Annotated in this window: 21 protein-coding genes; 7 read left to right on the top strand and 14 right to left on the bottom strand. The window is 52.4% G+C overall.

Going from position 1 to position 19,637, the window contains the following annotated elements; genetic code table 11:
• Positions 1 to 170 precede the first annotated feature (170 nt).
• Together M2277_RS08660 and M2277_RS08655 are read right to left on the bottom strand one after the other, a co-directional pair.
• Positions 171 to 866 carry a response regulator gene (locus M2277_RS08660; protein ID WP_006207543.1) on the bottom strand — a complete coding sequence of 232 codons (696 nt, stop codon included), beginning with the start codon at positions 864 to 866 and terminating at the stop codon, positions 171 to 173.
• Complete coding sequence (locus M2277_RS08655) at positions 844 to 2,454, bottom strand: sensor histidine kinase (protein WP_280754601.1); 1,611 nt, start codon at positions 2,452 to 2,454, stop codon at positions 844 to 846. The genes M2277_RS08660 and M2277_RS08655 overlap by 23 nt, the downstream gene beginning before the upstream one ends.
• 256 nt (positions 2,455 to 2,710) lie before the next feature.
• On the opposite strand from M2277_RS08655, the gene M2277_RS08650 reads away from it, so the two are divergent.
• The 5 genes from M2277_RS08650 to M2277_RS08630 all read left to right on the top strand — a co-directional run bounded on the left by M2277_RS08650 (position 2,711) and on the right by M2277_RS08630 (position 7,525).
• Positions 2,711 to 3,718, top strand: coding sequence for a Bug family tripartite tricarboxylate transporter substrate binding protein (locus M2277_RS08650; protein WP_280754600.1), 1,008 nt, complete (start codon positions 2,711 to 2,713; stop codon positions 3,716 to 3,718).
• A gap of 61 nt (positions 3,719 to 3,779) precedes the next feature.
• Positions 3,780 to 4,235, top strand: coding sequence for a tripartite tricarboxylate transporter TctB family protein (locus M2277_RS08645; protein WP_006207540.1), 456 nt, complete (start codon positions 3,780 to 3,782; stop codon positions 4,233 to 4,235).
• Between the two features lie 18 nt (positions 4,236 to 4,253).
• On the top strand, positions 4,254 to 5,780 hold the full coding sequence (locus M2277_RS08640) for a tripartite tricarboxylate transporter permease (protein ID WP_006207539.1): 1,527 nt from the start codon (positions 4,254 to 4,256) through the stop codon (positions 5,778 to 5,780).
• A 33-nt stretch (positions 5,781 to 5,813) separates the two neighbouring features.
• Positions 5,814 to 7,235 (top strand): NAD-dependent malic enzyme, encoded by a 1,422-nt coding sequence (locus M2277_RS08635; RefSeq protein ID WP_280754599.1) that lies wholly within the window; start codon positions 5,814 to 5,816, stop codon positions 7,233 to 7,235.
• A 41-nt stretch (positions 7,236 to 7,276) separates the two neighbouring features.
• Positions 7,277 to 7,525: a hypothetical protein gene (locus tag M2277_RS08630; RefSeq protein WP_006207537.1), complete on the top strand. Its 249-nt coding sequence runs from the start codon at positions 7,277 to 7,279 to the stop codon at positions 7,523 to 7,525.
• 60 nt (positions 7,526 to 7,585) lie between these two features.
• Here M2277_RS08630 and M2277_RS08625 read toward each other — a convergent pair whose 3' ends face one another.
• The 4 genes from M2277_RS08625 to M2277_RS08610 form a co-directional block, all read right to left on the bottom strand.
• Positions 7,586 to 8,164, bottom strand: coding sequence for a GNAT family N-acetyltransferase (locus M2277_RS08625; RefSeq protein WP_006207536.1), 579 nt, complete (start codon positions 8,162 to 8,164; stop codon positions 7,586 to 7,588).
• A 45-nt stretch (positions 8,165 to 8,209) separates the two neighbouring features.
• Complete coding sequence (locus M2277_RS08620) at positions 8,210 to 8,704, bottom strand: GNAT family N-acetyltransferase (protein ID WP_036644214.1); 495 nt, start codon at positions 8,702 to 8,704, stop codon at positions 8,210 to 8,212.
• A gap of 27 nt (positions 8,705 to 8,731) precedes the next feature.
• Positions 8,732 to 9,511 carry an aminoglycoside 3'-phosphotransferase gene (locus tag M2277_RS08615; protein WP_036644213.1) on the bottom strand — a complete coding sequence of 260 codons (780 nt, stop codon included), beginning with the start codon at positions 9,509 to 9,511 and terminating at the stop codon, positions 8,732 to 8,734.
• A gap of 178 nt (positions 9,512 to 9,689) precedes the next feature.
• Positions 9,690 to 10,508: a helix-turn-helix domain-containing protein gene (locus M2277_RS08610; protein WP_036644210.1), complete on the bottom strand. Its 819-nt coding sequence runs from the start codon at positions 10,506 to 10,508 to the stop codon at positions 9,690 to 9,692.
• Between the two features lie 184 nt (positions 10,509 to 10,692).
• Between M2277_RS08610 and M2277_RS08605 the strand changes: the two genes are divergently transcribed.
• A complete protein-coding gene (locus M2277_RS08605) occupies positions 10,693 to 11,145 on the top strand; it encodes a GNAT family N-acetyltransferase (protein WP_280754598.1) in 453 nt (150 codons plus the stop codon).
• Positions 11,146 to 11,227: 82 nt separating this feature from the next.
• Entirely contained in the window at positions 11,228 to 11,731 is a 504-nt protein-coding gene (locus M2277_RS08600; protein WP_280754597.1) for a spore coat protein, read from the top strand.
• Between the two features lie 135 nt (positions 11,732 to 11,866).
• Here M2277_RS08600 and trxB read toward each other — a convergent pair whose 3' ends face one another.
• The 8 genes from trxB to hisH all read right to left on the bottom strand — a co-directional run bounded on the left by trxB (position 11,867) and on the right by hisH (position 19,635).
• Positions 11,867 to 12,820, bottom strand: coding sequence for a thioredoxin-disulfide reductase (gene trxB, locus M2277_RS08595; protein WP_006207530.1), 954 nt, complete (start codon positions 12,818 to 12,820; stop codon positions 11,867 to 11,869).
• A gap of 110 nt (positions 12,821 to 12,930) precedes the next feature.
• Entirely contained in the window at positions 12,931 to 14,667 is a 1,737-nt protein-coding gene (locus M2277_RS08590; protein ID WP_481857768.1) for a tetratricopeptide repeat protein, read from the bottom strand.
• Between the two features lie 89 nt (positions 14,668 to 14,756).
• Positions 14,757 to 15,707, bottom strand: a complete 951-nt coding sequence (locus tag M2277_RS08585) for a ribose-phosphate diphosphokinase (RefSeq protein ID WP_006207528.1) — start codon at positions 15,705 to 15,707, stop codon at positions 14,757 to 14,759.
• A 171-nt stretch (positions 15,708 to 15,878) separates the two neighbouring features.
• Positions 15,879 to 16,718, bottom strand: coding sequence for a histidinol-phosphatase HisJ (gene hisJ / locus M2277_RS08580; RefSeq protein ID WP_006207527.1), 840 nt, complete (start codon positions 16,716 to 16,718; stop codon positions 15,879 to 15,881).
• 12 nt (positions 16,719 to 16,730) lie between these two features.
• On the bottom strand, positions 16,731 to 17,435 hold the full coding sequence (hisIE, locus tag M2277_RS08575) for a bifunctional phosphoribosyl-AMP cyclohydrolase/phosphoribosyl-ATP diphosphatase HisIE (RefSeq protein ID WP_006207526.1): 705 nt from the start codon (positions 17,433 to 17,435) through the stop codon (positions 16,731 to 16,733).
• On the bottom strand, positions 17,432 to 18,190 hold the full coding sequence (gene hisF / locus M2277_RS08570; RefSeq protein ID WP_006207525.1) for an imidazole glycerol phosphate synthase subunit HisF: 759 nt from the start codon (positions 18,188 to 18,190) through the stop codon (positions 17,432 to 17,434). Before hisF ends, hisIE begins: the two co-directional genes overlap by 4 nt.
• A gap of 65 nt (positions 18,191 to 18,255) precedes the next feature.
• Entirely contained in the window at positions 18,256 to 18,987 is a 732-nt protein-coding gene (gene hisA, locus M2277_RS08565; RefSeq protein WP_006207524.1) for a 1-(5-phosphoribosyl)-5-[(5-phosphoribosylamino)methylideneamino]imidazole-4-carboxamide isomerase, read from the bottom strand.
• A gap of 36 nt (positions 18,988 to 19,023) precedes the next feature.
• Positions 19,024 to 19,635, bottom strand: coding sequence for an imidazole glycerol phosphate synthase subunit HisH (hisH, locus tag M2277_RS08560; protein WP_006207523.1), 612 nt, complete (start codon positions 19,633 to 19,635; stop codon positions 19,024 to 19,026).
• Positions 19,636 to 19,637: the final 2 nt, after the last annotated feature.

Below are 19,637 nucleotides of genomic sequence, written 5' to 3'. Positions count from 1 at the left end.
CATCATCATCTGCTTCTCAATTCCTTGGCCATATTCCAATGGCAAATAACCCACACCAATAGTGTGGGCAGGATCACCATAAGCAAGACGCTATTCAATCGGTTATCCTAAAATGGCTTATATGAGTTTATAACGATCATAAGAGCAGAATGGTTTTTCATATTTTCACATCATCCATTCTCTGCCCTCCGATACACCCGTTCCGGCCTGCCTACCGTGCCATATGAAATATCGGCCACCAGCACGCCTTTCTCCACGAAATATTCCAGGTATCTTCTGGCCGTTGTACGGCTGAAGCCGCCTCGCTTGCCAAGCTCCTCTGCTGTCCACACATCTTCCGACTCCTCGATATAGGACAGAATTTTCTCACTCGTCAGTTTGTCGATGCCTTTTGGAAAATACGTCTCCCGATCCAACCGTTCTCCTGCACGCCATAACAGCTGGTCGATGCCCTGCTGATCGATCTGCTTGTTCGCGCCGCCGAGCTGCCTCATATGCTCGTAATATTTCCGGTAGGCTTTCAGCTTCTCCTGAAAACGGTCGAATACGACCGGCTTGATCATAAAATCGTAGACTCCGCCGCGAATCGCCTCTCGCACTGTATCGAATTCCTTGGCTGCCGTTATGATAATAACGTCCGTATGCGGATACCCCCGCTGAATATGCTGCAGCAAATCCAGACCCGACATGTCAGGAAAATATAAATCCAACAAAACCAGATCCGGCGCCAATATGTCCAGCTGTTCATGCGCCTGGGCCCGATCCGTTGCGATGCCAACGACCTCGAAGCCCTCCACCTTCTCTACGAACCGTTGGTTAATGCTGGCAATGCGCACATCATCCTCAATGATTGCGACCCGAATCATGGACATCCCCCCTTGTTTTTGGAATTATAACCGTGAATACCGCGCCGCCCGCAGGCACATTGTGATAAGCAATCGTGCCGTGCAGCTGCTGTACGGTACCGTTTACGATAGACAGACCAAAGCCTCGGTTGCTCTCACCCTTGGTGGAATACCCCAGATCGAACAAACGCTCCGTGCTCTCCCCGGTAACTCCGGTGCCACCATCGGAAACTTCAATACTCAATTCGTCACCCTTGTCGTGTAATCTGACCTTGACCCATCTGTTATCGGGATGTGAGGCCAAAGCCGCTTCCATGGCATTATCGATCAGATTACCGATGATGGTAACCAACTGATTACGGCTGATATGACTTGGGATATCCTTGAAGGAACTGCTCCGGTCGATTTCGACCTTTACCTTCAGCTCGCTTCCGCGATTAAATTTCCCGATCAGAATGCCACCGATAATCGGGTCCGGTATTTCCTGCAGCAGGAATTGAATCAGATTCTGGTGCACATCCGTCTCATGCGTAATCAGATCCATAGCCTCCTGATACGATTCCAGCTGGATCAGGCCGTAGATCGTATACAGCTTGTTGGAATATTCATGCGTCTGCGCGCGCAGCGCTTCCGTATACCTCTTTACCTGCGTAAGTTCTTCGGTCAGGCGCAGCAGCTCGGATTTGTTGCGAAAACTCGATACCGCCCCTACAATCCGATGCTCATGGTCGTAGATAGGCAGTCGATTCACCACAACCGCGTGATCATTAATCACCATCTCCTGATCCTTCTCCGCTTCCCCGGTTTGCATAACCTCCAGCAGTCTGGTGCCCGGGATTACATCCTGTATATACTGTCCGGCGACCAGCTTGCGCTCCTCCGGATCCATCATCATCATCGCGGTATGGTTGGCCAGGGTTACGACACCCTCGCGATTAACAGCGATAATGCCTTCATGAATCGTCTCCAGAATGGCCCGTTTCTCTTGGTATAATAATCCGATTTCCTTCGGCTCCAGACCGTGAATGGATCTCTTGACGCTGGACGAGATCCATATGGCACCGCCGCAGCCCAGGATAAGGGCAAGACTCGCTAATAACAAAACACGATTACGATACGATTGTGCTGATGTCTCAATATCTTTCATCAGAATGCCGACCGATACGATACCGATAATCTCGTTCTTATCATTATAGATCGGTGTTTTTCCCCGAAGCGAGGGCCCCATGGAACCGATGGCCTTCGAGATGATACTCATGCCCTGCAGTACCGGCCCATTATCTCCACCAACCATTTCCTTGCCAATTCGATCGGTAAGGGGATGCGCATACCGGATGCCGTCCCGGTTACCGATAACGATGTACTCCGCGTCCGTTTCCAGCCGAATTTCCTCCACAACGGGCTGAATAATGGCAGAGGGATTCTCTTCCTCGAATGCATCCTGAATGACGTCCATTTCGGCAACGGCCTTTGCAAGTTTCAATGCCGATGCGCCGATGCTCTTCTCCAGCGTATTGACCAGCAGCCGTTCAAAGCTGAAGGTCAAAGCAACAATAACGGCAAACAGCAGCGTGCCAATCAGCAGAATCAGCCTCGTCTGTAAACGCATTCAATCTCCCCCGTATGCTTGTCGATATACTCTAGATTCTGATTTTCTTATTGTATTCTAGATCACACCTCTAACATAGCCCCTGACAAAAATTGGCCGTAAATTTTATGAACAAAATTAGCGAAATGAAGCTTTTTCAACTTATGGCGCAATTCTATTCAAGCCTTACGCACGATGATAGTATTAATACACCCCTTGTAGTAAGCGCTTACAGTTTGAGCGCACTCTTGGCTAAGAACAAAGGAGGAACTTATCCATGCGTAAACAAAACGGCTTAAAAATCATAGCGGCCGCGCTTGTCCTTGCGATGAGCCTGACAGCCTGCAGCACCACCGGAAGCAGCACCGGCGATTACCCGACAAAACCCATTATTATGACGGCCCCATCAGGTGCCGGCGGTGGCTGGGATAAAACCGCTCGCTCCCTCGCCAAGGTATTAACGGAAACGAAGCTCATTGACCAGACCATGACCGTCGAGAATAAACCCGGCGGCGGCGGTACCGTATTCCTGGCGGAGTTTGTGGCAAAAGACAACGAAGATCCTTACAAACTGTTTGTCAGCTCCCCGCCGATTCTCATCAACAATCTGAAAAAGGAAGGGAACAGCCCATTTGGTTACAAGGACGTGACCCCTCTCGCCCAGATGACCAAAGACTTTGGAGCGATTGCCGTACCGGCCAACTCCAAATTCACTGACCTGCAAGCGTTAATCGACGCCATCAAGGCTGATCCCACCTCCGTTACACTTGCGGGCGGTTCTGCACCAGGCTCCATGGACCATTTGATCAGCGTTCTGCCTGCATTTAAATCCGGTGTGGATCCAAGAACCGTGAAATACCTGTCCTATGATGGAGGAGGCGAAGCCATCGCCGCACTCCTGGGCAACAATGCGGACGCCATCGGCACGGACATCTCTTCGCTAGGCAGCTATCTGAAAGCCGGTAAAATCAAAATCCTGGCCGTCACCTCGAGTGAGCGCCTCGGCGGCGACTTCAAAGATGTGCCTACGCTGAAGGAGTTGGGCCTTGACGCTGAATTCACGATTTGGCGCGGTGTATTCGGTCCGAAAGGACTGTCGGAGGAGCAGCTTGCCTTCTGGGACAAAACGCTGAAGGACCTCTCCGAGAATGAAGTGTGGCAAAAAGAGCTGGTTGCCAACGACTGGGCAAGTGAATACCGCAATGCTGCCGACTTCAAGGCATTCCTTGAAGAGCAGGAAAAAGATGTCCAGGAGCTGCTCACAGCGCTTGGCATGCAGAAGTAATACAGGGGAATGAGGGAGCGAAGGTTCCCTCTCCCTTTTCATCCTTGAGGAGGTGTCACCCTTGAACAGAACGTTTGACCGCTACGCCAGCATCGTATTCCTGCTCCTGGGCATCGGCTTCATGTGGCAGAGCGCCAAGATCAGCGCATCCGCATACGGCAGCACCGTTGGGCCTAACATATTCCCTTTTGGTCTCGGATTGGCGCTTGTACTGCTAAGCATTCGTTTGTTTTATGAAGCTTTGAAGGCAAAGCCGACAGAAAGCCAGAAGGAGAAGCTGGATTACAAGCGATTCTTTATGATTTTCGCTGCAGCCTTTCTCTACGCCTATTTCCTGGAAGTCATCGGTTATATCATCGGCACATTCCTGTTCCTCCTGTTTGCGTTCCAGACGCTGGAACGAGGGAAGTGGCTGAAATCCATTCTAATCTCCGCGCTGTTCTCCGGCGGCGTGTATGTCATCTTTGTTGTCTTGCTGGAAGGCTCCATGCCGGGCTTCCCGTCTTGGCTATCATGAGCATGGGAGGAATCTACAATGAACGTTTTGGATTATTTGGCGGATGGCTTTATGACCGCCTTGCAGTGGCATAATCTTCTCTTCGCCTTCATCGGCGTGCTGATCGGCACCTCCGTCGGCGTGCTGCCCGGCATCGGTCCGATGAGCGGCGTCGCGCTTCTGATCCCGGTGACCGCCTCCATGACAAGCGGCCTGCCAGCGGAAGCAGCAGCCACCAGCTCCATCATTCTCCTTGCTGGCGTATATTACGGGGCCATGTATGGTGGCTCTACAACCTCGATCCTGCTCAATACGCCCGGGGAGTCCTCGTCTGTCGTGACAACGCTGGACGGCTATCAGATGGCAAAACAGGGCAGAGCCGGCCCGGCACTGTCCATCGCTGCCATCGGTTCGTTTGCTGCCGGGCTCTTTGCGCTTGTGGCATTGATTCTGCTGGCACAGCCGTTATCCAATGTTGCGATTAAATTCGGCCCTGCCGATTATTTCTCGCTCATGCTGCTCGGACTCTGCGCGGTGAGCGGGCTTGCGGGGAAATCGATCACGAAGGCACTCATTATGACCGTTTTCGGCCTGCTTCTGGCCACCATCGGCATGGATACCGTATCCGGCGTCGCCCGATTCACCTTCGACATTCCAATCCTGTACTCCGGTCTGGAATTCTTGACGATTGCCGTTGGTTTGTTTGCCCTTGGTGAAGTGTTCAAATCCATCCTGGAGAGAGACTACATTGCGGGTCAAACGTCCAAGATCGGCCGTATCCTGCCAACACGCAAGGATCTGAAGGATAGCGCCGGACCGATTGCCCGAGGTTCCGTTCTCGGCTTCTTTATCGGCATTCTGCCGGGCGCCGGTGCAACACTCGCTTCCTTCTTCAGTTATATCGTTGAGAAAAAGATCAGCAAAAATCCGGAATCCTTCGGCAAAGGCAACATCGCAGGCGTAGCCGCTCCGGAGTCGGCCAACAACGCAGCATCCGGAGGCGCTATGATCCCGCTGCTGACGCTCGGCATACCGGGCTCCGGCACCACCGCCATCCTGATGGGGGCGCTCATCATGTATAACATCCAGCCGGGCCCGCTTCTGTTTGAGGAACATCCTCAAGTCGCATGGGGGCTGATTGCCAGCATGCTCATCGGCAACCTGCTTCTGCTCGTACTGAATATGCCGCTGGTCAAAGTATTTGCCAAGGTCATCCAGACCCCGGCTAAATACCTCATCCCGATCATCATTGCCATCTCCATATTCGGTGTTTATGCCGTTCAAGCGCAGATCTTCGACCTGATCCTGCTGCTCGGCTGCGGCATTGCGGGCTTCCTGCTTGCTCGTAATGACTTCCCGCTGGCCCCGCTCGTGCTCGGACTCGTACTGGGCCCGATGATTGAGAACAATATGCGCCGGGCACTAACCACATCCAACGGCGACTTCATGATTTTCCTGCAGAAGCCGATGTCGCTGACATTCCTCATCATTGCAGTTCTCTGGATTCTCGTTCCGATTCTGCTGAAGCGCAGAGGCAAAGAAGTTGTCGTGAATGAAGAAGGCTAACTATACGTATACCGATAGGTCAAGGAGGCAGTCATGAATACCAGCAAACTAGGCGGCAAAAGTGTCATTGCCCGAATCGAAATGAATACGGAAGAAGCAAGCTTTGGTCAAGTGACGGCCGCTATCTTTGAGGCTGGCGGCGACATCGTAGCCATTGACGTCATCCAGACCAGCAGTCATACTACGATTCGCGACGTCACCATCACCGTCATCGATACCGTTGACATCGACATCATTGCCGAGCGCATCCGCACCTTGCGTGGTGTTCGGCTGCAGCATCTGTCCGATCGCACCTTCCTGCTGCACCTGGGAGGAAAAATCGAGACCAAGCTGAAAGCGCCGATCCAAAACCGTGACGACCTCTCCCGCGTGTATACACCGGATGTCGCACGCGTATGCATGGCCATTCATGAGGAGCCGCGCAAGGCGTTTACGCTCACCGTGAAACGCAACACCGTCGCCGTCATCTCCGACGGCAGCGCTGTCCTGGGACTCGGCAATATCGGTCCATATGCTGCCATGCCGGTCATGGAAGGCAAATCGATGCTGTTCAAACAGCTGGCGGACGTGGACTCCTTCCCCATCTGCCTGGATACGCAGGATACCGAGGGCATCATTGCGGCGATCAAAGCCATTGCCCCTGCGTTCGGCGGGATTAATCTGGAAGATATCTCCTCACCGCGCTGCTTCGAGATTGAACAGCGGCTGCGCGAGAAGCTGGACATCCCGGTATTCCATGACGATCAGCACGGAACAGCCGTCGTCCTGTACGCTGCCCTGATCAATGCGCTTAAGGTCGTTGGTAAATCGGTCGAGGATCTGAAGGTGGTCGTCTGCGGCATCGGTGCTGCGGGCATAGCCTGCAGCAAAATACTGTTGTCGGCAGGCGTGAAGAATATCATCGGTGTTGATCGCATTGGTGCACTGACGGCAGATCAGACGTATGACAATCCGATGTGGCAATGGTACGCCAACCATACCAACCCCGATCGATTGTCCGGAACGCTGCAAGAGGTCATCCAGGGTGCTGACGTATTCATCGGCCTGTCGGCCGGGGGAATCCTGAAAAGAGAGCATGTTCAAACCATGGCGGAACGTCCTATTGTCTTCGCAATGGCAAACCCGGTACCGGAGATTCTGCCGGAAGAAGCCGAGGATATCGTGGGTGTAATCGCCACAGGACGATCAGATTATCCGAACCAGATCAATAACGTGTTATGCTTCCCCGGCATCTTCCGCGGCGCCCTGGATTGCAGAGCTTCCGCGATCAACGAGGAGATGAAGCTGGCAGCAGCGGAAGCCATCGCTTCTGCTGTCTCGGACAAGGAACGAAGCAGGCACTATATCATCCCGAGTGTCTTCAACCAGCAAGTCGTAAGCGGTATCCGGGACCTCGTCATCCGAGCAGCCATCCGGACAGGAGTAGCCCGCAGAATTCCAAGAGAATATCGTTAACGATTATCGACTCCATTCCATGAAGCGGGGAGGATTCACTAATGGGAAGCAGCATAAGGGCCATCGTGGACATTAATATGAGGGCAAATGATTTCTCATCAAGCATCGTACTCGTCCTGGGGCCGGATCATTATATTGACGTAAAAAGCATACTGGGCCTAAGCATGACGCTGTACCGCAATCAAACCTACCTTCTGTACGTTTACGGCCCAGACCAATTGGAAGCGAAAGCCGCCATGCAGGAAGTATTCGCGAAGCATCATCTTCAGCTTCAGCTGAAAGAGGATTAGAGCTTCTTATATTCCGATAAAAAGCGCCCCCGATTATGCTCGTGGGGCGCTTCATTATGTTTATAATGGTTCCTCGGATGAATTTGATTGGTGGCGTTTCCCCCTATATTCTATGATCCAGCAGTCCCGAAGCTCTCCCTCATGCAGTTCATGCTTCTCCAGCATTCTTACCTTACGGAACCCGCACTTCTCATAACAAGCGATGGCACGTTCATTCCAGGTTTGCGGATCCATCACGATACGTTCGGCCTGCCGGTGATGCACGAGATAATCCACCATGGATGATACGAGTTTCGTGCCGATGCCCTGATTCCAATAAATCGGCTCTCCGATGAACTGATCCATCCCGAACGCTATGGAACCGGCTTCAGCCTTCTCATACCCGTAATGATATAGCCCCTCTTCATCCAGGGGATAAAACTGAATGTATCCGATCGGCTTCCCGTCATATTCGATCAAACACCGAGTCTCCTCATCATCCACGTAGAAATGCTCCCTCACCAGCGCTGGGTCATGGGGATGGTCCCTTCCCCCGTAGTACTGCAGCACATCCGGGTTGGATAGCCAGAACACCAAAGATGACTCATCTCTCTCCTCCAGCTCGCGGACCGTGATCGGTCCTGCCTCGTACACCAGCATCGTTATCCACCCTTCTCCATCATGAGTCGTTCAAGATTCCTTGTTTTAGACCACATCTGCAACCATCGTGATAGAGGTACCGCTCACCCCCACCTCCTGAAATCCAAAACGTTCATATAGTCTCATAGCCGCCGCATTCCCCGGATCTACGCTAAGCGATACCTTGTGAATTCCCTTCTCCTTCATTCCCCTGAACAATTCCTTCATGAGTGCGGTCCCAATTCCTTGTCCGCGGGATTCCGGAAGCAGCGCCATCCCGAGCTCCGGGATATCATCGCTGACATAACCGAATCCCTTGTTCCCTTCATCAAAATAACGGATATGGATCGAGCCTATCGGCTTGCCGACACCATTTTCAGCAATGTAACCCAGATCGCCGGCTCTGCCCCAGTTCTCCACATATTTTTTCATGAACGGCTCTTCAAGCACGTCCCGGCTAAAAGGCTCCTCTCCTTCAGTCACGTACAGGGACTCATACAGCATATCCCGCAAGAATGCCCCGTCCTCCATTCCTGCAGCGCGAATCTGATACGAATTCATATGCATTTCCTCCTTTCTCCTCTTCTGTTAGTTGATCATGTCTGTCAGTGCAGTCCATATAGCCAATCTCTCCGCATCGAAGTGGGTACGTCCGTAATGATTTAGGAAAATATCCTTGTAGTCATCGCAACTCAGATTATATCGCAGCGTCCAGATGCCCCAATAAAGGTCATAATGAAGGTCTCCAATCCCGCCATAACCCAGGTCAACGAATCCCTCGAGGCGGAAATCCCTCATGATGATATTCGGCAGACAGTAGTCGCCATGGAGAAGCACATCATGAACTGCCGTTCCTCCCAGCTTCTCAAGATCTGACAGAGCCCGTTCCCTTCCACCGGGAAAGGCTTCAATTTTATCTGATTTGCTCATGAGGCTTTCCTGATACTCTTTCAAAAGTTCAGCAGTTCGATTCGGAAATGGACAATCCGCAGCAGATAAAGAATGGAGATAACGAAGACTCTCCCCGAATACAGCAGCCAGCTTCTTCGGATCCTCCAGATGCCCTCCGGATACACCGTCATCCCCTTGCAGCGCTTCGGTCAGCAGGTAATCGTGCCCGTTATCCTGTTCATAAGCCATGACCTTGGGAGCCAGACCCTTTCCATATAAATAATCTGACATCATTCCCTCTCTCTTTAGTTCATCCCTTTTCGCTATCTTCAAAAACATACGTTGGCTCGCTCCCTCGATGTACAGGGTCTTGGCCTGTTCCGAGGAGCTGCTGTCATAGACGGCAGCTGCCTGGATATAGGGCTGCAAGCTGACAGGCAGCGTCTTTATATCAAATGGAATACGTACTCTTTTCATAACTCCTCCATACCTGCCATCCAATCGGCCGGCCTCAGTTCGATAGAATAAAGACGTCCCCCTCGGAACGCCTTCGGATCTGTACAGTATGAATTGGCGATTCACCGGTCTAATCCTTCCCTTGCAGCCGGTATTTTTTTGTTTAACCTATTTTTGATCACCAAAACGCCCTCTTCCATCACACCTTCTGCGCAAGCATCTTGGTCATGGCATGCCGATGCGGTATGCCGGACGAGTTGCAATCAAATATCACCTCCGGGCAGCTGTGAATCAGCCAATCGTGGTAATGCATCGTCAGCTCCCCGGATCTCCAATCATAAGCGTATGGCTCATTCTCCGGAGGAGGTGCAATGAACGGCTTCTGCACAAATACATTGAGGCAATGGAGTCCCTCTGTCGAAGTGAATGTTTTGTAATTGGCAAAGATCTCTTCACGATACTCCGGTCTGATATAATGCAGCACGCCACTGGAATACAGCACATCAAACTCCGAGTCCAGACGGTAATCCGAAATATCCGCCTTGAATACGTTCACGTGAACCCCAATCTGATCGGCCAGTCTCTTGGTTTTCTCAATCCCCGCATCCGAAATGTCGAAGGCAGTGACATCATAGCCATTACGGGCAAAAAACACCGCGTCCTTCCCTTCCCCGCACCCGATGTCAAGCAGTTTGATCCTTCTTGTCGGAGGAATCATCTCAAGCACCTGATAGCAGGCTGCGCCCGGCTCCGTGCCCCAATAATAGTCCGGCGTTTTGTACTCCTCCTCATAGATGCTGAGGGATTTGCCTGTTGAGGAATAACCGAACAGCTTATCCATACTGACTTCCAGCAGCTGCGACAGCTCCGGAAGCAGTGCGACATCGGGCATGGTCTGCCCGGTCTCCCATTTGGATACCGCCTGAAACGTCACGCCCAGCTTGTGCGCCAAGGCTTCCTGGGTAAGACCGCGCTCTTTGCGGTAACGGTTGATATTTTTGGCTAACATGTCTCTCATATGTATCACGCTCCTAATAACCACATTGTAGGGGCGTTCCGGGGGACGTACAATAACTTGCTTATTGAATCCCGGAGGAATTCAACCGCAAGTTGAATATCATCCAAATACAGGAATGCGCTGTAAAGACATGTTACAATAAACCTGTTTACATTACTGATGAAATTCTTAAGGGAGAACATTCGTGAACATTAGAAAGCTCAATACCCATGAAATGCCCCCCATGGACCTGCTGTTGCTTGCGGATCCATCGCCAAGACTCGTTGAGGATTATGTGAAGCGCGGCCATTGTTATGTAGCTGAAGATGAATCGAATATGATCGGTGTCTACGTCCTGCTGCCCACCAGGCCGGATACAATCGAGCTCGTGAATGTCGCCGTGAGCGAGAATCTCCATGGCCGAGGATACGGCAAGCTGCTCGTGCACCATGCCATCGGGCAGGCCCGAATTCTTGGATATGCCACGATAGAGATCGGAACCGGCAGCACCGGCGTCGCGCAGCTGGCACTGTATCAGAAATGCGGATTTCGGATGACTGGCATTGATCGGGACTTTTTTGTCCGGCATTATGATGAAGAAATCTATGAGAATGGAATGCGGCTTCGTGACATGGTACGACTGTCACAAGATTTATAGCATGGAGGAGGGCTATGTCATGCATGCAATCATGCAATGCACCATTCGCCCATCTCCGGAATAGGCTAATGCATCATACTTAATGGAGGAAAACATTGTGAGCATAAAGCCAAACCCGAGCCATCTTGCATGGCATGAAACAATGAAGCTGCATGAAATAACCGCTTCGCAGACAAACAGCCTGATCGGCTTCAAGATGTCCATTCATAACATCAAGGATAAACATCTCCATGCACTGTATGCCGAAGCGATTAGAGACATCGAGCAGAACCTGAGGGAATTGCTGCCTTATTTTCCCGAAGCTCCAACAGGAACCCGCAGCCTTTCGGACTCGGAACTAACCGCTTTCTACGCAGGTCAGCTGCTGGGTTATGCCAAGTCCTCGATCCTCGGCTACGCTTCTGCCATTACCGAGACCGCAACGCCAAGCCTAAAAGAAACGTTCCACAAACAGATGCACAGAGCCATTGAGCTCCACACCAAGATATTCAATTATATGCTGGAGCGCGGACTGTATCCGGCTTATAACCTGAAGGAATTGCTGGAGAATGACGTGAAGAATGCCAATAAGGCATTGGGCATGTAAACTTCAGCAGCCAACGACGAAAAGCCCCCGACTGTACAGCAGGAAGCTAAGCGAGATATCGTCTCGCGCAGACTTCCTTCCGCTGTATAGCACAGGGGCTTTTTTTATCCATATACATCCTTAAGAGCAAGGGATTTATTTATTCAACGTTTCGCTCCAGTCATGCACCATGTGACCCTCCAGATACTTCTCGCAGTCCATTGCGGCCATACAGCCAGTGCCTGCAGCCGTAATCGCTTGGCGATAACGCGTATCCTGAACGTCGCCACAAGCGAATACACCTGGAATGTTGGTCTCCGTAGTTCCTGGCGTAACCAGAATATAGCCGGTTGGGTCGGTTGTGATTTGATTGCCGAGGAAGCCCGTATTCGGGGTATGCCCGATCGCTACGAACACGCCTTCCGCTTCAATCAGCTCTTCCCCGCCTGTCTCATTGTTGCGGACCTTCAACCCTTTAACACCGGTTTCGCTGGTAACCACCTCAACAGGCGTACGATCCAGAGCCCACTCGATTTTCTCATTCTCACGTGCACGATCCTGCATGATTTTGGATGCACGCAGTTCGGTACGACGGTTCACGACCGTTACGCTGGAAGCAAAACGCGTCAGGAAGCTGGCTTCCTCCATTGCAGAATCGCCGCCGCCGATAACAACGATTTTTTTCCCGCGGAAGAAGAATCCGTCACACGTTGCGCACGTGCTTACGCCGCGTCCAACATTCTCCTGCTCTCCGGGTATTCCGAGATACTTCGCGGAAGCACCGGTCGAGATAATCACGGACTCAGCCAGAAGCTCACCCATTCCCTCGACATTCACCTTGAACGGACGCTCGGAGAAATCAACGGACTCCACCCATGCACTCTTGAACTCTGCACCGAAGCGCTCCGCCTGTTGACGCATGTTATCCATCAGCTCGGGACCCATAATGCCTTGCGGGAATCCAGGGAAGTTCTCAACCTCCGTCGTTGTCGTAAGCTGGCCGCCTGGCTGCATGCCTTCGATCACAAGCGGCTTCAGGTTCGCGCGCGCCAAGTAGATGGCTGCCGTCAATCCGGCAGGTCCAGTTCCGATTACGATTGTTTTGTACATATATACAGCCTCCTTAATGGTGATGATTTCTGCTGATCACTACATCCTATTCAGGACTTGCGGAATTTTCCGTACCAAGATCTCCTAAGTATCCGAATATGGGTTGTTACTTAAATGTTTTCCGTAAATGGCCGGAAATTATCATCCGGCTGCACTTTCGTTTCACATACGCTATCAATTTGACGCGCGTAGCGGCTAACCGTGGATGGCGAAATGCCGTAACGGACCGCAACCTGTTCATAGGTCAGGGTGCGTCCACGCTTCTTGGCAGTTAAATATTCCAATGCCGCTGCCCAGCCCTCCACATTCCGAATACTCGGAATATCAGGATACAGCCGGCTGAGGAAATCGGACCAGAGATTCTCCAGCTCTTTTTTCCAGAAGGCATCTACACGCATGTCCATCGTCTGTTCGGCCTTCTCCAGCACCGCCTTCCAGGACGGCAGCCAGTCGGGCAGCACCTCGCGGATCTTGCCGCTGGACGTTTCGCGGTCATCGCGGCGTTCCTTCAGCCGATTGCTGGCGGCCTCCATCTGCTGGAGCACCAGACGAGCGGCATCCTTCAGCTCCGCATCCTCTCCCGGTTCCTGAAGGAACGATTGCAGAGCGTGCTGCACCTCTTCATCGGCAATCAATTCCAGGGTTCGGATCACTTGAAGCTTGGTCTGCGGATCGCCATGTCTCAGCGCCCAGAAGAAAGAAGAGCGAATTAGCGGATTCTGCTTCGCTTCCTCCGTCAATTTATCGCCATCATGCTCCCAGCGTTTGAACTGCTCCTCGAATGGAAGATGATAGTGGTAGCTTACCTTCATCTGGTCTGTTCCAGTCTCTTTGCGCTTCTGCAGCTGAGCCAGATAGAAATTCGGAATCACCGAATCTCCGTCCAACTTCAGCGCCTGCCGCCAGTATTTCTCGGCCCTGTCATAATCACCGCTGTTGCAAGCCGCAACGGCCGTGTAATGGTACAGGCTTGGATCGCCGCTGAACTCCTCATCCTTCAGAAGCCGGCGGAAATGACCGTACGCAATTTCATGCTGCCCCAGTATTCCCATCGTCGTAGCCAGCTTGAACACATGCTCCAGATGAAAAGGTACCGTCACTGTTAGCATGTCCATTAAACGGTCACGCTGCTCCTGATTTCCTTCATGCTGAAAGAAGATGGCCAGATTGCACAATCCGTGCAGATTGCCCGGCTCCTGATCCAGCACCTCGCCAATGGTACGCTTCGCTGTGTCGAAACGCCCCATATAATAATAAGCCAGAGCCAGATTATTGCGCGCAGCCAGAAAATCCGGGTAATCCTTGACGATCTCCTCCAATAGCTTGACCGCTTGTGCGAACTTGCCTTCCTCAAGCAGTGCCCGCGCATGCTCATGCTCGACCACGCCTTCACGACTCTTGATCCGGTTCAGCTTGGCAGGACGGTTAAGCTCATAATGAAGCAGTTCCATCATCTCTTCCGCCTCATCCAGAAACTGGCCGTTCGGATCTTCCTCCAGATAAGTGACAAGCGCCTCTTCCGCCTTCTCAAACTGTTCCATATTAGCGTAATTGTTCGCCATATAGAAATAGCATTCTGTCATCAACGGGTCCACCTGCTCCAGGATGTGAGCCAGAACATCGTTCGAAGCTTTATAATCTCCCGTCTCTGATAATATACCCGCCATATTGCAATGATTCACCGGATTATCCGGTTCATATTCAACAGCTTTGCGAAAATACTTCAGAGCCTTGTCATATTGGTAACGATCAAGCGAACGAACCGCGCGATCGAAGAAAAAATTGGCATTCATCTCGATAGATATAACATTGTGGGGGTCACTGGACCCATATGGATTACCATTCACGAAAAGCAAGGCACCTCCTTTAACTTGCTCCTCTATCCAGAACAGTATAACACAAGTTACAATGTCATTTGCAGAAAAAAGACACCAGTTTACACACCGGCGTCTTTGAATAAAGTGGCGATCGATCCGCCCTCGATAATGATATGAGATGCCTGTGCCAGCATAGGCGCAATGGACAGCACCTTCAGCCGCATCTTACAGTGATGCTCAGGGAGCGCAATCGAGTCTGTAATAACAATTTCCTCGATATGTGCATGATCAAGCCGGGTCAAAGCTTCCCCGGAGAAGAGTCCATGGGTCGCGCATACAATGGCATCTTGGGCCCCGCGCTCCTTCAGACCTTCTACCACTTGTACGATCGTTGATCCCGTATCAATCAAGTCCTCGATAATGATCGGCGTACGATCCGCCACATCCCCAATGACATGGGTGATGACCGCTTCGTTATGGGCAGGGCGCTGCTTCACCATCATGGCAAACGGCGAACCCAGGCGGCTTGCGAGCTTCTCCGCTGTCTTGGCCCGTCCCGCATCCGGAGATACAATGACAGGCTTCTCGATATTCTTAGCTTTCAGGTAATCCGTGATCAAATCCAGCGCAGTCAGATGATCCACCGGGATATTGAAGAAGCCCTGTATAGCTGGCGCATGCAGATCAATTGTGATGACTCGGTTGGCCCCGGCGGTGGTAAGCACATCAGCTACCATTTTTGCGGATATCGGCTCGCGCGGGGCCGATTTGCGTTCCTGTCTGGCATAACCGTAATAAGGCACAATGATATTAATCGTTCGGGCGGAAGCACGTTTGGCGGCATCAATCATCACCAGCAGTTCCACAAACATTTCATTGATCGGGTGAGAAAAGGACTGGAGCAGAAAGACATCGCAATTGCGGATGCTCTCTTCATAATGCACGTAAACTTCGCCACTCTGAAAGCGGGAAATTTTGATCTTCCCGAGTTCAACTCCCAACTGCTGGCTGATGCTTGCCGCCAGCGTCGGATTGGAAGTTCCGGCGAACAATCGTAGTGAACGATACATGAGGACCTCCTGACGAGAGTGGTTTATATGGTCGGCTGACGCAACGATGGTTTGAAAGCGCTATATCGTCAAATCAGGCCGTTCCCATCTCCTGCACCCGTCGATGAGGGTCTTCTGGAGAGGAAAACAGCCGTCTGCAATGAACCTGTTTGCAATTAGTGCTTGTCTTTATTATACATTGTTTTCTCCCACATTCAAAAGCACCATCTCCCGCTTCCGGTTACGGAAGGTTGCGATTTCCCGAACACCCAGCTCGGATAACAGTGCCCGTGCCTGATCCAGATGTTCACCGAGCTTCTTCGGCTGATGGGCATCCGACCCTAAAGTCAACGGGATGCCGAGTCGGACCGCTTCCTCCAGCATGCGGCGGCTTGGGAACATTTCCTCGCATGCCTTCGATAATCCGGAAGCATTCAGCTCCATGGCAGTCCCGCTGTGAGCTACGGCAGCAAGCGCTGCTTGTTCCAGAGCGATCACGTCCAGCTTCTGATCGGGACCTGGTCCATATCCGAATCGTTTAATCACGTCCAGATGGCCCATAATATCATAGAATCCGGTTGCGGCGGCTTTCTGTACCGCATCATAATATTGACCGTAGACCTCAAGCGGATCCTTGCCATCCCAGCCGTGGGTCTGGCGATAATCCGTGATGTCCCATTCTCCCAGAAAGTGTACGGAGCCTATCACATAATCCCAGGGATAGTCCCTCACGATTCGCTCGATTTGTTCTTCATATCCCTCGATATAATCGCCTTCAAGTCCGATCCGAATGTCGATTTGTCCCCTGTAACGATCCTTTAGCAGCAAGCATTCCTCCACGTAACGCGGCAGCTCGTCCATCGGCATCGCCATTTCAGGGTAATAGTCCTCTGGATTGACGTGGATCAAGGGCATGTGATCCGACAAACCCAGTTGATCCATCCCAAGCTCAACAGCGCGCCGCACATACTCCTCCAGCTGGCCTTCAGCATGTCCGCAGCGGGCATGGTGGGTATGGTAATCTATATGCATGGGCAGCCCCTCCTAATCGCGGCGCGGCCGTTCATGGCGGCGGCTCAGCTCACCCATGATCTCATCCAGCGGCAGCTTCCGTTCCTGCAGGAGCACCAGCAGGTGGTAGATCAGATCGCTGATTTCAAGTTTAAGCTCGGCATTGTCTTTATTTTTGGCGGCGATGATCGTTTCCGAGGCCTCTTCGCCCACCTTCTTGAGGATCTTATCAACGCCTTTATCAAACAAATAGGTCGTATAAGCGCCTTCCGGACGCTCGATCTCACGCTGGGCAATGACCTCTTCCAGCTCGGCAAGAACGGCAAAGCGCTCCCCAGATTCCGCCGCCGTACCCTGATTGGCAGGCTCACTCTGTTGACCCGGAACGGTAATCTCATTATGGAAGCAGGTCGTTTGACCGGTATGGCAGGCCGGTCCGTTCGGATTCACCTTCACCAAGAGGGTGTCCCCATCACAGTCATACGTCATGGAAACCACCGTCTGCACGTTCCCGGAGGTGGCCCCTTTATGCCACAACTCCTCACGCGAACGGCTCCAGAACCAAGTCTCGCCGCTTTCCAGCGTTAATCGCAGCGATTCCCGGTTCATATAAGCCATCATCAGCACCTCCTTGCTCTGTGCATCCTGTACGATCGTCGGTACCAGGCCTGCCCCGTCCCATCGAATATGCTCGCTGACCTGCTCCAGAGATAAATCTTTCAACATATCGTCGCTCACCGTATCTCCACTCCTTTTTGACTAAGATGCAACTTCAGATGAGGGATCGAGATTTCTTTATAGTGGAATATCGTTGCCGCCAGACCCGCATCCGCTTTGCCTGTTGTGAACACATCATAGAAGTGATCCTCACGCCCAGCGCCGCCGGAAGCGATGACCGGGATCCCTACCGCCGAGGATACAGCCGACGTCAGCGCCAGATCGAACCCGTCCTTGGTGCCATCGGCATCCATACTGGTTAACAAAATCTCGCCCGCACCTAAACTCTCCGCCTGCTTCACCCAATCCAGCGCCTTGATGCCGGTAGGCGTACGTCCGCCATGCGTGTATACTTCCCATTCTTCCCACGTTTCGTTGTACTTGGCATCAATCGCCACAACGATGCATTGGGAGCCGAATTTGCGCGCTCCGGCCGAGATGAGCTCCGGCTGTCTTACCGCTGCCGTATTTATCCCGATTTTATCCGCGCCTGCCCGCAGAATCCGCTTCATGTCCTCGACAGACGAAATGCCTCCCCCAACGGTAAAAGGTATGGCGATTTCTCCGGCCGTTCGGCGAACAACTTCCTCCATCGTTGCCCGGCCCTCTACCGATGCCGAAATATCCAGAAAGACAAGCTCGTCTGCGCCTTCACGGTCATAGAGCGCCGCCAATTCAACCGGATCGCCCGCATCGCGGAGATTTACAAAATTAACACCCTTCACCACCCGGCCGTCTTTCACGTCCAGGCAAGGAATGATCCGTTTTGCCAGCATGCCGTTCCCCTCTTCCCCTATATGAACTCAATTTATCGTTAATCCGAACATGCCCGATTCCAGCATTAACCGATTCGTGTAACAGCCTCATACAGATCGATGCTGCCTGTATACAGCGCTTTGCCTACAATGGCTCCGCCTACACCGTCCCCGCTGTGCGCGCTGAGCGCCAGCAGATCGTCCAGCTTTGTCACGCCGCCCGAAGCGATAACCGAACGGCCGCTGGCTTTCGCAAGCGAGACAATCGCTTCCACATTAGGTCCCTGCATCATGCCGTCACGCGAAATGTCCGTAAAGATGAAGGTTTCCGCCCCTTTGGATGCCAGTTCTTTTGCCAGCACCTCGGCCTGCACCTCGGATGTTTCCAGCCAGCCACGTGTTGCGACATATCCGTTACGGGCATCGATTCCGATAGCCACCTTATCACCGTACTTGCCCAGCACCTCTTCCGTAAAGACGCGATCCTCGATGGCAGCTGTACCGATAATGACCCGGCTTACGCCTAGTGTGAGCAGCCGCTCCACATCCGCCAGCGTGCGAAGGCCTCCTCCTACTTGAACCGGAACCTGGACACTTGCCGCGATTCTCCCAATGATATCGTGATTGATCGGTTGACCCGCCTTCGCTCCGTCCAAATCCACCAGATGAATGAATCGGCCGCCCTGCTCCTCCCACGATTTTGCCACCTCTAGCGGATTGTCATTGTATACCGTTTCTTGATTATAATCGCCCTGAACGAGCCTGACGCACTTACCTCCGCGAATATCGATTGCCGGATATATGATAAAAGAGGACATCCCCATTCCCACTTTCCTTTGGTCTATTTGGTAGCCTTACGTCGTTAAAAGCAAGAAATTACGAAGCAAACTCATACCGAGCTCCCCGCTCTTCTCCGGGTGAAACTGCATGCCGTACACAGAACCCCGGCCTACGATGGCCGTCACTGGTTGGCCATAATCGGTAGCCGCCAGCAAATCGGTCTGAACCTCAGGAAGAACATGATACGAGTGGACAAAATACACATGACCTTCCTCAAGCCCCGCAAACAGCGGATGCTCCCGCTTCTCGAACTGCAATGAATTCCAGCCCATATGCGGCACTTTATAGTCGCCACCCGCAAACCGCACAACCGATCCGGGCAAAATATTCAGCCCTTCATGATTCCCGTGCTCTTCGCTTCGGCTAAACAGGAGCTGCATGCCAAGGCAGATCCCAAGCAGAGGCTTCCCTGCGTCCGCAGCTTCCTTCATGACCGAGTCCAGCGAGGTTTCGCGCAGCTGCTCCATGGCATCTCCGAATGCGCCGACGCCGGGAAGGATAATACCATCTGCAGCTAAGATTTCATCCCGCTCCCCGGTGACAAGCGGCTTATACCCAAGCCGCTCCACCGCTTTGCCAACGCTGTGCAGGTTGCCCATGCCGTAATCCACGATTGCAATCGCCATCG

The organism is Paenibacillus sp. LBL, from assembly GCF_029893715.1.
GTDB classification, from domain to species: Bacteria; Bacillota; Bacilli; order Paenibacillales; family Paenibacillaceae; genus Paenibacillus_AQ; species Paenibacillus_AQ glucanolyticus.
The sequence above is the reverse complement of the archived record's forward strand: the minus strand, read 5'-3'. Positions and strand labels throughout refer to the sequence as shown.